The sequence below is a fragment of the Parabacteroides sp. merdae-related_45_40 genome, assembly GCF_001915675.1.
The window spans coordinates 1-14,360 of the sequence record NZ_MNQY01000155.1 but is presented as its reverse complement, the minus strand read 5'-3'; the positions used below and the strand labels follow the sequence as shown (position 1 = coordinate 14,360).

The window sequence follows — 14,360 nt, the reverse complement described above, 5'->3', positions numbered from 1 at the left end:
GTTTAAGGATAACGTTGATGGTTCTATCCATATGGTATTTAAATATTTATGGGAAGCGGCGTGCAAACCGCTTCCCTTTGATTTTTTCCTAACAACTGTCCGCCTATTTGCCAGCTTGCTCCAGCTCGTAAGCGCTGCGGGTCAGTTTTTCAACCCACACGACAAATATACCAGTTAAAATTAAATTAAACACTATGGTGAGCACGGAAATCATAAGCGCAGGACCTCCTAAATTGTAGCCAAGCGCAATAAAGATAATCCCAGCCCCTACTTCACCGCGTGTAAACATACCGATCGACAGTGCCAGACGTTCGCGCTTCCGCCTTTCCCGATAGAAAAACAGCGGGAACAGTTTCCCGATATTGGACAGGAACGAAACAATCACGACATGCAGGATGATCACTGGCCAGGACATCATCGGCTGTGCTCCGGTTATCGTTGTCGCCTTTGCAGACTGCACGGCGAAGTCCACTCCGAAAAAGACCGGCATGCTGACTCCTACCAAGAACATAAAGAGGAATGAGACAGCCGTCGCCACATTGTGCTCAACCTTCGTATCGATATGCTTATGTCGCATCACCATACCTAATACAAACGCAGGTAACAGAACCTCGATATGAATGCTGGCATCTTCACCATAGAAGTATTTGGACACCAAATAAACAACCTGCGTGATCCCGCAGGTAAAGACTGCATAAAAAAGAATTGCCTTCCAGTCCTGCCGCATGTCATAACTGCCCATCTTTCTCCATCCGATGATCAACAGGACCATCACGATCAGAATGATAACACCCAACTGCCAGCGCAAACCTACCATCATGATCTGCAAAGGTATCATCAACAGGATTGTGTCGAGGTCGTCGAAGATCGCCAATACCTGTACCTTCTTGTATACCCAGGAAGATTTCAACCCTGCCGCCGCCAACATCGTAAACAATATACCTGCCGAAGTCGGGGCTGCAAACCGGCTCAACAAAAGGTTTTCTTTCCAAGCTTCTCCACTGTTCCAGTAAATATCGGGAAGCAACACGAACATATAATATAAAGCCACGAAGATCCAGGGGAAAGCAGCCGTCGCCATTGCAATAAAATAATCTTCGGTATAGGACCGCCAACAGCTTTTATCCATTTCGAACTCCCGCCCCACATTTATCATGATAAAGGCCAGGCAGACATACAACAGGGTATTGGAGACCGTCTTCACCGACGAATACCCCTCACCTACCATCGCCGGCAGGAATTGAGATACAACCAGTCCCAACATCAGAAAAAAAGAAAATAAAAGAATCTTCTTCATTATTTACAAATTGTTTTTGTTTAGAATTATAATAATATAACAACTTACTTAAAATTCGGTTCTGGGAATATAGACACTTTCCACCTTTAATAACCGCGCTTTCAAACGTTCGGCCTCCCCTTTGCGAATACGAAGAGTCATTTCACAATCCATTTCAAACTTTTGGGAGACGATCACTGGATTCTCTTCCTTGACAATGCGCATGATTCCGTTCAGATAAGGGTATTCGAACGCAATGGTGATATCTTCATCAACAGTGCGCTCTTCTATCTCGGCAGCAGCTATTGCTTCGGCGGCGGCTGTCCGGTAAGCAACAATCAAACCGCTCGTCCCTAATTCGATTCCGCCGAAATAGCGGATCACGACGATCAGGATATCTGTCAACCCGTTCGAGTTGATCTGTCCCAGAATCGGTTTTCCGGCAGTAGAGGAAGGCTCGCCGTCATCGTTCGCACGAAAAGTTAGGCGTTCGGGACCTAACATATAGGCCCAGCAGACATGGCGGGCGTCATAATACTGTTTACGATATTTGTCCAGTTGCTCTTTCACCTCTTCCACCGTACGCACCGGGATCGCATACGAGATAAAGCGGCTGCGCTTCTCCGTATAGTACCCTTCAGCTATCTGCTTAATGGTCTTGTAACTGTCGTCCGCCATCTTTTAATCCGGTATATGGGTTTCCTGTTCTTCCCGGAAAGCCCGGAAATCTTTCATTATCTCTCCTATCTCCTCAATAAAATAAGGGTCTTTCACGTGCTTCTTCACCTCCTCATAATAGGTTTCGATGGCCTTCAACGCACACAAATCCTGTCCGCGCAGCAGAAAGTAAGGTTCTTCCTTCTCCACGCATTGTTTAATCATCTGAATAGGATTCTTCATTTCTTATCGCTTTTTAATTCGTCTTTCAAAAATGGAGCCGTATAGCTCTTCGTTTTCGCTTTTACCATTTCTTCGGGAGTTCCGGTGAAAAGGACCTGTCCGCCGTTACGTCCGCCTTCGGGACCCATATCGATCAGATAGTCGGCACATTTGATGACATCGAGGTTATGCTCGATGACGATGATCGTATTACCCTTATCCACCAATTTATTCAGGACGCCCAACAAGACCCGTATATCTTCGAAATGAAGACCGGTCGTCGGCTCGTCCAACACGTAAAGCGTCTTGCCCGTATCTTTCTTAGCCAGTTCGGTCGCCAGTTTGACACGCTGGCTCTCACCGCCGGAGAGAGTCGTGGAAGGTTGCCCCAACTTGATATAGCCCAGGCCTACATCCTGCAATACCTTCACTTTCGACAAGATCGAGGGAATATTCTCGAAAAACTCCACCGCCATATTGATCGTCATATCCAGAATATCCGCAATGGATTTCCCGCGAAAGCGGACTTCCAACGTTTCCCGGTTGTATCGCTTGCCATGACATTCTTCACAGGGAACCAGCACATCCGGCAGGAAATTCATCTCGATCGTCTTGTAACCGTTCCCTTTGCACGTCTCGCAACGTCCGCCGGAGACATTGAACGAGAAACGTCCGGGTTTGTAGCCACGCACTTTCGATTCAGGCAGATCCACAAACAGATTGCGGATATCTGAAAAGACGCCGGTATAAGTAGCCGGATTACTTCTCGGCGAACGTCCGATCGGTGACTGGTCCACATTGACTATCTTATCCACATTGTCTATCCCTTCGATTGATTTGTAAGGCAACGGATCTTCCAGGGAACGATAGAAATGCTGGCTGAGAATCGGCTGCAAGGTCCGGTTGATCAAAGAAGACTTTCCGCTACCGGACACGCCCGTGACACAGATCAGCGTACCCAACGGGAACGTGACATCCACATTCCGCAGATTATTCCCGCTCGCCCCTTTTATCGTGATAAACTGTCCGTTTCCTTTCCGCCGCTCTACCTGAACGGCAATCTCCGTCTTCCCGTTCAGGTAGGCCGAAGTAAGCGTGTCAGCTTTCAACATTTCTCCGGGAGTTCCGGCAAAAACAACTTCTCCTCCTAGACGACCAGCCTTCGGTCCCATATCGACCACATAGTCCGCATTCAACATCATGTCTTTGTCATGCTCGACCACGACAACAGAGTTGCCCGTATCGCGCAACTCTTTCAACGAGTTGATCAAACGAACGTTATCCCGCTGGTGCAACCCTATACTCGGTTCATCCAAGATATAAAGTACATTGACCAGCTGGCTACCGATCTGGGTCGCCAAACGGATGCGTTGACTCTCGCCCCCCGATAACGTCGCCGAAGCACGGTTCAACGCGAGATAGTCCAATCCGACATCTAACAGGAATTTCAGACGTGAACGGATCTCCTTCAAGATTTCGACAGCAATCTGCCTCTGCTTAGGATTCAACTGCTCCTCGACACCCTCCAACCACTCATACAATTCAGAGATATCCATTGCCGAAAGTTCGGCAATATTCTTTCCGGCTATCTTATAATGCAGCGCTTCCTTGTTCAACCGCTGCCCGTTACATTCCGGACAGGTAGCCATCCGTATAAACTGTCCCGCCCATTTCTGCGCGGAAGCGGAAGCCTCGCTCTCCTGCTGCATCAGGATATATTTGGCAACTCCTTCATACGACAGGAAATAATTGGAAGTACCCAGCGAATCGTTTTTTATTTGCAGGCGTTCGTCCGTCCCGTTCATGATCTCATCGATCGCTTCTTCCGGGATGTCTTTGATCGGGGTTTTCAGTGTTACGCCATATTTCTCGCAAATAGCTTCGATCTGCCAGAATATCAGTGAATTCTTATATTTTCCCAACGCCACGATACCGCCACTGTAGATACTGAGCGACGCATCGGGCACGATCTTGTTCATGTCCAACAAATTGACCTGTCCCAGTCCTTTACATTTCGGGCAAGCACCCTGCGGAGAGTTGAACGAAAAATTATGGGGAGCCGGTTCACTGTAAGACAAACCCGTCACCGGATCCATCAGCCGACGGCTGAAATGGCGCACTTCGTCCGTCTCGGCATCCAGCACGAGTACCAAGCCGTCACCCTGCTTCATAGCGACACGCAGGCTTTCTTTCAAACGACGTTCGTCCGATTCCGAAACGATCAGTTTATCGACCACAACCTCGATACTGTGCATCTTATACCGGTCGAGCTTCATGCCATGAAAGATCTCCTTCATCTCACCATCCACCCGGACATTCAGATAGCCTTTTTTCCGCATCTGTTCGAAAAGTTCCTTATAATGTCCCTTACGATTACGGACAAGCGGAGCGAGCAGGTAGGTCTTCTTCCCCTTATACTGGTTCATAATCAGTTCCAGCGTCTGCTCCTCGGTGTATTTCACCATCTTCTCGCCACTCAAATACGAATAAGCCTCTCCCGCCCTTGCATAAAGCAGACGGAAAAAGTCATAAACCTCGGTAGTCGTCCCCACTGTGGATCTCGGATTCTTGTTTGTTGTTTTCTGCTCGATTGAGATAACAGGGCTCAGACCAGTGATCTTATCCACATCCGGCCGTTCCATATTTCCCAAGAAGTTACGCGCATAAGCGGAGAACGTCTCCACATAACGGCGTTGCCCTTCCGCAAAAATCGTATCAAAAGCCAAAGACGATTTACCACTACCGCTCATACCGGTAATTACGGAGAGCTTGTTACGAGGTATGTCGACATCTATATTCTTCAAATTATGGACACGCGCGCCTAAAACGGAAATACGGCCGCCTTCCAATGCATTCTTATCCTTCATCATTTTTCAGTTTTCTTATTTCACCACCCAGGCCGGATTATGCACATAGGTGTTAGGCCTTTTATAATACATATCAGATTCTTTCGGGATCCGGATCGTATATGTTTTTCCTGCTGTCAGCAATTTACGATCTCGCAACCAGGGATTGAAACGTTTCAAATCGGCATAGGTGACACCATTCTTCTTGGCGAAATCAGACAAATCCTGAATATCCGTCGAGACGGCAACACTCTCGCATACGATCGGTTTATACAAATCCTGTGCCCTTAGCACGAACCCATATTTATAAGGAGCTTCTAATATCTGCTTGATAGCCATGATACGATAGACATAGCGGGTAGTCTCTTCCACCAGCCAGAGATCGAACGAACTATCCGCATCCTGCTTGACAAGCTCCCCCGATATGCGTCCCATACCAGCGTTATAGGAAGATGCGACCATCGCCCAGTCTCCATATTTTTCATAGGCAGCTTTCAGATAACGGCAGGCAGCTTCGGTAGCCTTTGCCACGTCGCAACGTTCATCGACCGTAGGCGTTATCGTCAACCCGTACTGACGGGCCGTACCTTCCAACAATTGCCAAGTCCCCACTGCCCGTGCAGGCGATGAGACCCGTGGATCGAGATGGCTCTCGATCACCGCCAGATACTTGAAGTCGTCCGGAATGCCATTGGCTTTCAGGATCGGTTCGATTATCGGGAAATAGCGGTTTGCCCGCTTGATCAGCAACATGGTAGTAGAATGGAAATAGGTAAAACTACTCAATTCCCGATCAAAACCTTCATGCATATTATAACGCGTCAAATCGATATCTTTTCCGCAAAAAGAGACGGAAGAAGGAATATCAGGCGACATGGTCACCGATGAAACGACCGGACGTTGGTCTTTCACTTTTTCCGAATCACTCGAACCAATGGAGAGGCAGGCGGTCAGGCACACAGCACTACCCACCACAAAACCGACTATACTATTACTGTTCAATAATTTCATCATCAATCTTCTTGGGTCTAAGAATATTTATAGAACCTTTTTTATTATATTTAATACCATCCGATCCCACTGCATCTATCACATAAAAATAGACGCCGGGAGCGACATATTTCCCACCTTTTTTGCCATCCCACCCTTCAGCCGGATTAGTAGAATGGAACATCTGTACTCCCCATCGATTAAATATCCAACACTTATAGGTCACAAGTGATTTGTAGGCGACACGAAATTCATCATTAATACCGGGCGTCGTACCTGGCGAGAAAGCGTTCGGGATCTGCAATTCCGATTCTGCAATCTTGATTTCAATAGAATTGGAAACCGCCTCGCATTCTCCTGTCGCGTTGCTGACAGTCGCAACCGCCGTATAATCCCCTTTCTCCGTAAACGTATAGTCGATCTCCTCATCCCTATATTCCACCAGCGGATTCTCGATCCCGTTTTCCTGATCGCTCCTATATATTTTCCAAGTATACAGTGTCGCTACCGGATCATTGGCATACGCCCGAAAAGTGACCGTTGCCGGAGCGGAAATATATTCCCCATCTCCAGCTGTCATATTCTTCGCATTATCCATTATAAACGTCGTATCGACATGCACTTCGACGGCCACCGCCTGATAGGTATCCGAAGTGATTGATTTCTCTATTCCGAAATGTTTTGCAAACTGATCACCGGAAAGTGTGACTTCCGTATCGCACAACGGAATTGTTTCGTTATCGTTTATCTTTGTCGAATAAGGCCCTTCCGTCAGTGATCTTTGCACATTCTTGGGCGAAAAATAGTTGTTGTCTTCAGACCACTCCAATGTCTGATAAGCGACATTAAACTCCCGCTTCACCGTTATCCGATTTCCCGTCGGGGTATAATAATACATAACTGGGACAGTCGGAGAACCTTCCAGCCAAAAGCCGTCACAATTTCCTTTGACTGTAATGCTTTCGACATTAAAAGCGTATTTACTATAATCAATGATCCATACATACCAACCATTCAAACCGGAAGCCGGATCTTCCACATAATACCCGGCATCCTCCTCTATATTCCGGACAACGGATGTCTCCCCATTCTGTTCACACGGAACAGGTTCCCGGTCCAATGCCTTTTGCTTATATCGATACCATTGATGATTAGTAGACGAAGATGTATAGCTAATCTCCACATTATCCATTCCATACACCAAATAAACTCGTATACGATTCCCTGGATTCTCCAACAAATAAGGAACCCCATTTCCTCCTGTAACCGTATATTGCTGTGCCTGGATGGCCAACATCACAAACAAGAAACAAATCAATCCTCCCAGTTTCCTAATTTCCGTTCTTAGCATATACATAACCTAATTAGTTTACAAAATTACTATTTTATACGGATTTATACGGAGATAAATGCCTTTTTATTGTATTATCCAGACCTCAATCCTTTAAAAACCGTGGCTTTTTGTTCCATAAAAATACAAGGTTTTCCCTAAAAGTATCTATCTGTTTGAAAAGAAATTCTTCGTTTGAAAGGAAAATATCTGCCAATTTGGACAGCGACTGGCATTTAAAAAACATATCTGTTTCGAAAATACAAAAAAAGAGGAGATGCAATCAAGCATAACCTCTTTTCTTTTTTATCTTGATGAAAGATTATTTACACATATCGCGAATGATCTGAATCAGCTCGTCACCAATCTCTTCCGCTTCCTGCATCGTGTGAGCTTCGGAATAAATACGGATAATCGGTTCCGTATTGCTCTTACGCAGATGCACCCATTTTTCAGGGAAGTCGATCTTCACACCATCGATATCGGTGATATCATACTGGGCAAATTTCTCTTTTACTTTTGCCAAGATAGCATCTACATCGATATCTGGAGTCAGTTCTACTTTCTTCTTGGAAATGAAGTACGGAGGATAGGAAGCACGCAGTTCGCTTGTCTTCATCTGCTTCTTTGCCAGATGAGTCAGGAACAAGGCGATACCCACCAAAGCATCACGACCGTAATGGCTGGCCGGATAGATCACACCTCCATTGCCTTCGCCACCGATAATAGCATTAGTCGCTTTCATCTTCGTTACGACATTCACTTCGCCCACTGCTGCCGCATTGTACTCGCAACCATGAGCACGGGTAACGTCACGCAGAGCACGGCTTGAGCTCAGGTTGCTGACCGTATTGCCCGGTGTATGACTCAAAACGTAGTCGCTGACAGCCACCAGTGTATATTCTTCTCCAAACATCTCCCCGTCTTCGCTGATAATAGCCAGACGGTCTACGTCCGGATCAACAACAAAACCGACATCGGCTTTGGCATGCTTCATCAGGTCGGAGATCTCCGTCAGGTTTTCAGGGATCGGTTCCGGATTATGTGCAAAGTTACCGTGAGGAGCACAATGTAACTTGAAAATTTCCTTTACCCCCAAAGCTGAAAGCAATTCAGGAATAACAACACCGCCTACCGAGTTTACACAGTCGATAGCGACACGGAAATTAGCAGCTCTGATAGCCTCGACATCCACCAAATCCAGCTTCAACACACTCTCGATGTGCTTTTGATTGTAAGTATTATTAACATAGACTTTTCCTAAATTGTCGACATCAGCAAATACGAAACTTTCTTCAGCAGCAATCTTCAGCACCTCGGCACCTTCGGCAGCATTCAAGAATTCCCCCCGTTCGTTCAATAACTTCAGGGCATTCCATTGTTTCGGATTGTGGCTGGCAGTCAAAATGATACCGCCACAAGCTTCTTCCCAGGCAACAGCTAACTCGGTAGTCGGAGTAGTAGCCAGATCGATATCTACCACGTCAAAGCCCATTCCCGTAAGCGCACCGAGAACGACTTGTTTAACCATCGGACCAGAGATACGTGCATCACGACCTACCACGATCTTGTTTGTTGTCACCTTCGTGTTTTTCTTAATGAATGTAGCATAAGCAGCCACAAACTTAACAATAGCCAACGGATTGAGCCCGTCTTCGGGGTTCCCGCCTATTGTTCCACGGATACCAGAAATAGATTTAATCAGTGTCATTTAGTTAGATTTATTTTATAAAAGTATACTTCACTTTCTCAAAAAACACAGGTGTCCCTGAGCTTTGAAAATCACTGCTCATCAGTTTAAACGGAACGATCAGTTTGACAACCGCGCTGTCTCCCACGTAAGGAAGTCCGGCACCTAAACCTTCACAAATAAACATATCCCATGTATAAGAGTAATCAGGATTCAAAGAAGTATAATAACCATATCTGAACTCTACCGGATGTGTACCGTTTGAATTAGGACCGAGCAGGTCGACGGTACCGGTTCCCATGCTACTGTTTTCCATAAACATCCGGGCGATGAAACGGGAACGGATCGCCGTTTGTCCCAGTACCGCACGTTCACTGTTTCCTTTATTGACGATATTCAGATAAACACCATTATCCAACTCAACAAATTCATTTTCCTTAAAAATGCTGTCAGTCGGAAATTCTTCCAGAAAAACCAATCCACTATCCGCACGCAAACGATCAATAGCTTTCTCCTGGGCCTTCAACATATCAGTGTATGACTTTGTCTTGTCACACGACACCACCATTATGGCGGTGCACATAATCAACAGGATATAAAAACCTCTCTTCATCTGTTACCTATTTATTGTAAATGAATGGCAAATGTATACAATCTCCGCCACATCTCAGTCATGTTTATCTAAATCTTCTGTTTTATTAGGATTAAATTCCTCCAGGCCTTTTTCAAATACGGCAACAGCATCGGCCAATGAGCCATAAAATTCTCCACCCGAAGCATTTTTATGTCCGCCGCCATTGAAATAGCGGCTTGCAAACTGGTTGCAGGGGAAATCACCGACAGACCGAAGCGAAATCTTCACATAATCCTTATCTTCGCGAATAAAGACACTGAAAGCCACATTTTCGATGCTCAACGGCAGATTGACAAATCCCTCCGTATCACCCGTCACATAATGGAAACGGTTCATCTCTTCCAGCGAAAGCGTGATCAGAGCGGCATGTTGCTCCGGATAAACTTTCATTTTTTCATACAGAACGTATCCCATCATCCGTAAACGGCTTTCCGAATATACCTGGTTCACTTTCCGGTAGATCAAATCCTTATCGATACCTTTCTTGATCAGTTCGCTTATGATCGTATAAATTTCCGGCTTATTCGAATTGTAGGTAAACGAACCGGTATCCGTCATCATACCCGTATAAATACAAGCGGCACAATCTTTATTGATCAGGTCGAACATCCCCATACGGCAGATGAAACGGAAAACCATTTCGCTCGTAGACGACATTTCAGGATATGACATCGTAACCCGGCAAAAATCAGCCGGATTCAGATGATGGTCGATCATCACTCTACGTCCCTCTGCCGCCACAACAGCCGGAGCCAATTTTTCGATACGCTTGGGTTCGTTGAAATCGAGGCAGAATAAGACATCCGCATCCCGGATCAGCTGTTCGGCAAAATCAGGATATTTCTCATGAATGACGATTTCTTTATGTCCTGGCATCCATTTATAGAATTGGGGAAAATCGTTAGGGACCACTACCGTCACGTTATCTTTTCCATAGGCTGTCAGAAAATGGTACAGTCCCAATGCGGAACCTATAGCATCCCCGTCAGGGGTAACATGTGTCACTATTACAAAACTTTCGCCTTTCTCGACGTACTTCTTGGCTTTCTGAATTTTCTCTTCGTGAATGATTTTCGTAATCATATATTCTCTTATTTTCAATGACAAAGGTACTACTTTTTTTAGATTCCACACTGCTTTAAATCCTCAATCACCCGGACAAGAAGTATAATTAACAACAAAAACAGAATGACGAGCAAATAACGCGAACGTCCGGTATGACCATACAACAGGATAGACAAAAGCATTCCATACGCCACCAGCATCGCAGGAAAATCGAACCGGAAGGAGAAAACCGCCCCCGGTACCTGGCTAAAAGCATCGACAACCCAAAGCAGGTCGTGCGCCAACCATTCCACCCCAACCTGCAACCAGCCATACCCAGGAATCCATTCAGGCAAAAACATGTAGACCAAACTTGCCGGTATCAACAAAGTCGCAAGAAACGTAAGCGGCAAGTTCGTCAACAAAAAGACAGTCGAAAACTGCCCGAAATAATACAGACATAAAAAAGTCGTGCCCGCCTGTGCCGACAGAGTAACCGTGACCCACCCCCACGGTGTCCTCAAAAACGGATTATGCACTTTTATCAACGCCTGCAACCGAGGTTGGAAATAAAGGATGGACAGCACGGCCAGATAACTCAGCTGGAAACCTATGTCGAATAAGTACAAGGGTTCATAAACCAACATGCAAAAAGCGGAAGCCGCCAATATATTATAACGCTCCGCCCTCCTATCCAACACTCCGCCCGTCAGATACATTGTAAGCATCAACGCTGCCCTCACAGAAGAGACCGCCAAGCCCGTTATCGCAACAAATCCCCACAATAGCACAAGCAGCGAGATGTAGCGAATCCACCGGCAACATCCATTCCTGGGGAGAAAAGAAAAAAGAAAAGATAAAAAGCCACAGACGATTGCCACATGAAAGCCGCTTACGGCCAGGATATGTGCTACCCCCGTAGCCGAAAAACGGTTCCGCACCTCCCGGCTCATAGCTTGCCGGTAACCGACAGTAATAGTGGCCAGTACAGATTTTTCTTCATCGGTCAGATTTAGTTTTGCGATCGGCTCCAATAATCGTTGCTGTTCTTCCCGCGCCCAACGGGAAAGAAGGGAAGTCGGATGTTCCGACGAGGCTTCAAACTGCGAATAAGCAGTCTTTTGTATCGAGAGGAAAAGCAACAGAGACAAGAATACCGCTCCCCACAGCCAACGGGTTTCATAACAAAAATGCTCCTGCCCTCTCAAGGCAAGACCGGCTGTGGTAAGGATAATAACAGGGAGCAATAGTAATACCCAGGAATAAGTACAACACGAAAAAACGGTCTGTAGTATAGCCCCCGCAATCCAGACAAGCAGCGGACGGGCAAAGGGACGGATCTGTAATTCTTTTATCATAATGTAAGGTTTTGAAATGGTTGGTTTAAGGCTTGATGGTATTACACAAAGGGCATCATTCCGTAGGGGCAGGGTCTACTCTGGCCATTGCATCCAATAAAGGTACGATTTCTGATTGGGCGGAGTAGAACCCCGCCCTACGAGTCGACATTATAAATCTTTCAGTTCTCGGATCGTCTTCAACGGATCAGGGGAACGGAAAACAAAACTACCGGCAACCAGCACGTCCGCCCCCACCTCAAGCAAAGGTTTCGCCGTCTGCATATTGACACCGCCATCGACTTCGATCAAGGTATTCAACCCTTTTGCCAGGATCATATCTTTCAGACGAGCTGTTTTATCTATCGAATGTTCAATAAACTTTTGCCCTCCATAACCCGGATTTACCGACATGAGCAATACCATATCCAAATCCTGCAAGATATCTTCCAACAGGGAAATCGGCGTATGCGGATTCAATGTAACAGCCGCCTTCATTCCCGCCTCTTTGATCGCCGCCACCGTACGGTGCAGATGTGTACAAGCCTCATAATGCACATTCATCATATAAGCGCCCGTAGCCGCCACTTCCGGAATGAACTTTTGCGGTTCCACGATCATCAGATGTACATCCATCGGTTTCTTGCAAATTGGCTTCAACGCTTCCAGAACCGGAAAACCAAACGATATATTAGGAACGAACACACCGTCCATTATATCCAGATGCAACCAATCAGCATCACTCTCGTTGATCATTTCCACTTCCCGCTGCAGGTTCAGAAAATCAGCAGCTAACAGAGAAGGTGCTATTTTATGTTTCATACTCTTTTTGCTTTTCTGCAAGACGACGTCAGTTCATTACTAAACCACAGAGTTCCGTGCGTAAAGCGGGTTCTGAATGATAAACCCTCGCAAATTGGGTAAGGAAATCAAGTGTTTGCCGACGCGGCATTGTTTTCCTTTCTTTTCGGTTTCTGTTTGTTTTATTTTCTATTTCATTCATACATTGAGTAGAAAGTCTCTTCATAGGCAACTCGTTTTTTATCTTGTTTGATAATAAAACGGGCAAGCTATCTCCTTATTGTATGACAAGAAAATAAATTTTCAACTTTTAGAGCCTGTTTAAATTTCTCTGAAATAAATTTTGCATAGCTCTCATCGGCCTGCTTTATTCTATTATAGGATTATTTTGAAAAACAACTGTCATACTATCACTAATTTCCTTTTATCAATTGAATATCAATAGACACAAGCAATGATAGTAGGTCTAACCGCCTGTCCAAGATTCTTCTTCACATGACTTATTTTCAATAACATAATAAGATAAACCCATTGACACCCGGGTCTCGATATCATTCACACTCGGATGTCAAGACCGTTCACATCCGGGTGTAAAAAGCCTGTAAACGGGAATCTTCGGCACTTTTTCTGACTGTTTGAAGCAAAATAAGTCACCTGTTTCAACAAAAAAGACGGCATCTCCTACAGAAAAACATCCTCAATACAACTCTCACAACCAACAAATGCAAAATTTAAACAGGCTCTTATTATCAAGCCATCGACAGCTCGATACTGTTTTCTTCCGCCATACGACGCATATTCAAGATCGCATAACGCATACGTCCCAAAGCCGTATTGATGCTTACACCTGTAATATCGGCAATTTCTTTAAAACTGAGATCTTGATAGTAACGCATTTCCAATACTTCGCGTTGGCTGTCGGGAAGGTGCTTCACCAACTTTTTCACATCAGACAATACCTGACGGCGTACGATGTTATCTTCGATCGTGCCGTCGCAAAGTTTGATATTATTGAATAGATCCACTTCCACTTCATCATTTGAAACCGTATTTTCACTGCGTTCCTGACGGAAGTTATCGATAATCAGGTTATGAGCAATGCGGGTAATCCATGCTTTAAACTTACCGTTTTCGGTATAACGGCCTTGTTTAATGGTCATAATCACCTTGACAAAAGTCTCCTGAAAGATATCTTCTGTGAGATCTTTGTTATGGACTATAAAGTAAATGTAGGAGTGTATGCTACTTTTGTAACGATTCAACAATACATCGAAAGCAGCATTATTACCTTCTGCATAAAGAACGACCAGCTCTTCGTCAGTCATCATTCTTAAAGTCTTCATTACTTCTATATTTTTAGTTTTTTCTTGAGTAATGTTTATGCTATAGGCAACGATATTTAAAATTGTTAGACAATAATATTATTTATATTTACAAAGGCAAAAGAACAAAAAGTATTTTAAATAGGCAAACATTTCCTTTATTTTTACATAAAAAAGCCCCCTGACCGTACGTTTTATGTACGAACAGGGG

At 45.1% G+C, this 14,360-nt stretch carries 12 protein-coding genes; all 12 read right to left on the bottom strand.

Translation table 11 applies throughout. The features are described 5' to 3' along the window. Positions 1 to 103: 103 nt before the first annotated feature. Positions 104 to 1,297 carry a cation:proton antiporter gene (locus BHV83_RS21655; protein ID WP_005638811.1) on the bottom strand — a complete coding sequence of 398 codons (1,194 nt, stop codon included), beginning with the start codon at positions 1,295 to 1,297 and terminating at the stop codon, positions 104 to 106. Positions 1,298 to 1,345: 48 nt separating this feature from the next. After that, entirely contained in the window at positions 1,346 to 1,954 is a 609-nt protein-coding gene (locus BHV83_RS21650; RefSeq protein WP_005638813.1) for an IMPACT family protein, read from the bottom strand. 3 nt (positions 1,955 to 1,957) lie between these two features. After that, the gene (locus BHV83_RS21645) at positions 1,958 to 2,176 is read right to left on the bottom strand and encodes a hypothetical protein (RefSeq protein WP_005638815.1); all 219 of its coding nucleotides are present in this window, start codon (positions 2,174 to 2,176) and stop codon (positions 1,958 to 1,960) included. Then, a complete protein-coding gene (gene uvrA, locus BHV83_RS21640; RefSeq protein ID WP_122205816.1) occupies positions 2,173 to 5,025 on the bottom strand; it encodes an excinuclease ABC subunit UvrA in 2,853 nt (950 codons plus the stop codon). The genes BHV83_RS21645 and uvrA overlap by 4 nt, the downstream gene beginning before the upstream one ends. A gap of 12 nt (positions 5,026 to 5,037) precedes the next feature. After that, positions 5,038 to 6,015, bottom strand: coding sequence for a lytic transglycosylase domain-containing protein (locus BHV83_RS21635; protein ID WP_122205817.1), 978 nt, complete (start codon positions 6,013 to 6,015; stop codon positions 5,038 to 5,040). After that, positions 5,993 to 7,348, bottom strand: coding sequence for a T9SS type B sorting domain-containing protein (locus BHV83_RS21630; RefSeq protein ID WP_122205818.1), 1,356 nt, complete (start codon positions 7,346 to 7,348; stop codon positions 5,993 to 5,995). The genes BHV83_RS21635 and BHV83_RS21630 overlap by 23 nt, the downstream gene beginning before the upstream one ends. A gap of 295 nt (positions 7,349 to 7,643) precedes the next feature. Next, a complete protein-coding gene (gene glmM, locus BHV83_RS21625; protein ID WP_005638825.1) occupies positions 7,644 to 9,032 on the bottom strand; it encodes a phosphoglucosamine mutase in 1,389 nt (462 codons plus the stop codon). Positions 9,033 to 9,042: 10 nt separating this feature from the next. Next, the gene (gene bamK, locus BHV83_RS21620; RefSeq protein WP_005638827.1) at positions 9,043 to 9,624 is read right to left on the bottom strand and encodes a BamK family beta-barrel-assembly machinery protein; all 582 of its coding nucleotides are present in this window, start codon (positions 9,622 to 9,624) and stop codon (positions 9,043 to 9,045) included. Positions 9,625 to 9,678: 54 nt separating this feature from the next. Next, positions 9,679 to 10,728, bottom strand: coding sequence for a DHH family phosphoesterase (locus tag BHV83_RS21615; protein WP_005644117.1), 1,050 nt, complete (start codon positions 10,726 to 10,728; stop codon positions 9,679 to 9,681). A gap of 38 nt (positions 10,729 to 10,766) precedes the next feature. Next, positions 10,767 to 12,047, bottom strand: a complete 1,281-nt coding sequence (locus tag BHV83_RS21610; protein WP_286758050.1) for a ComEC/Rec2 family competence protein — start codon at positions 12,045 to 12,047, stop codon at positions 10,767 to 10,769. Between the two features lie 150 nt (positions 12,048 to 12,197). After that, positions 12,198 to 12,848 (bottom strand): ribulose-phosphate 3-epimerase, encoded by a 651-nt coding sequence (gene rpe, locus BHV83_RS21605; protein ID WP_005638832.1) that lies wholly within the window; start codon positions 12,846 to 12,848, stop codon positions 12,198 to 12,200. A 728-nt stretch (positions 12,849 to 13,576) separates the two neighbouring features. Beyond that, on the bottom strand, positions 13,577 to 14,170 hold the full coding sequence (locus BHV83_RS21600; RefSeq protein ID WP_005635085.1) for an RNA polymerase sigma factor: 594 nt from the start codon (positions 14,168 to 14,170) through the stop codon (positions 13,577 to 13,579). Between the last annotated feature and the right edge of the window lie 190 nt (positions 14,171 to 14,360).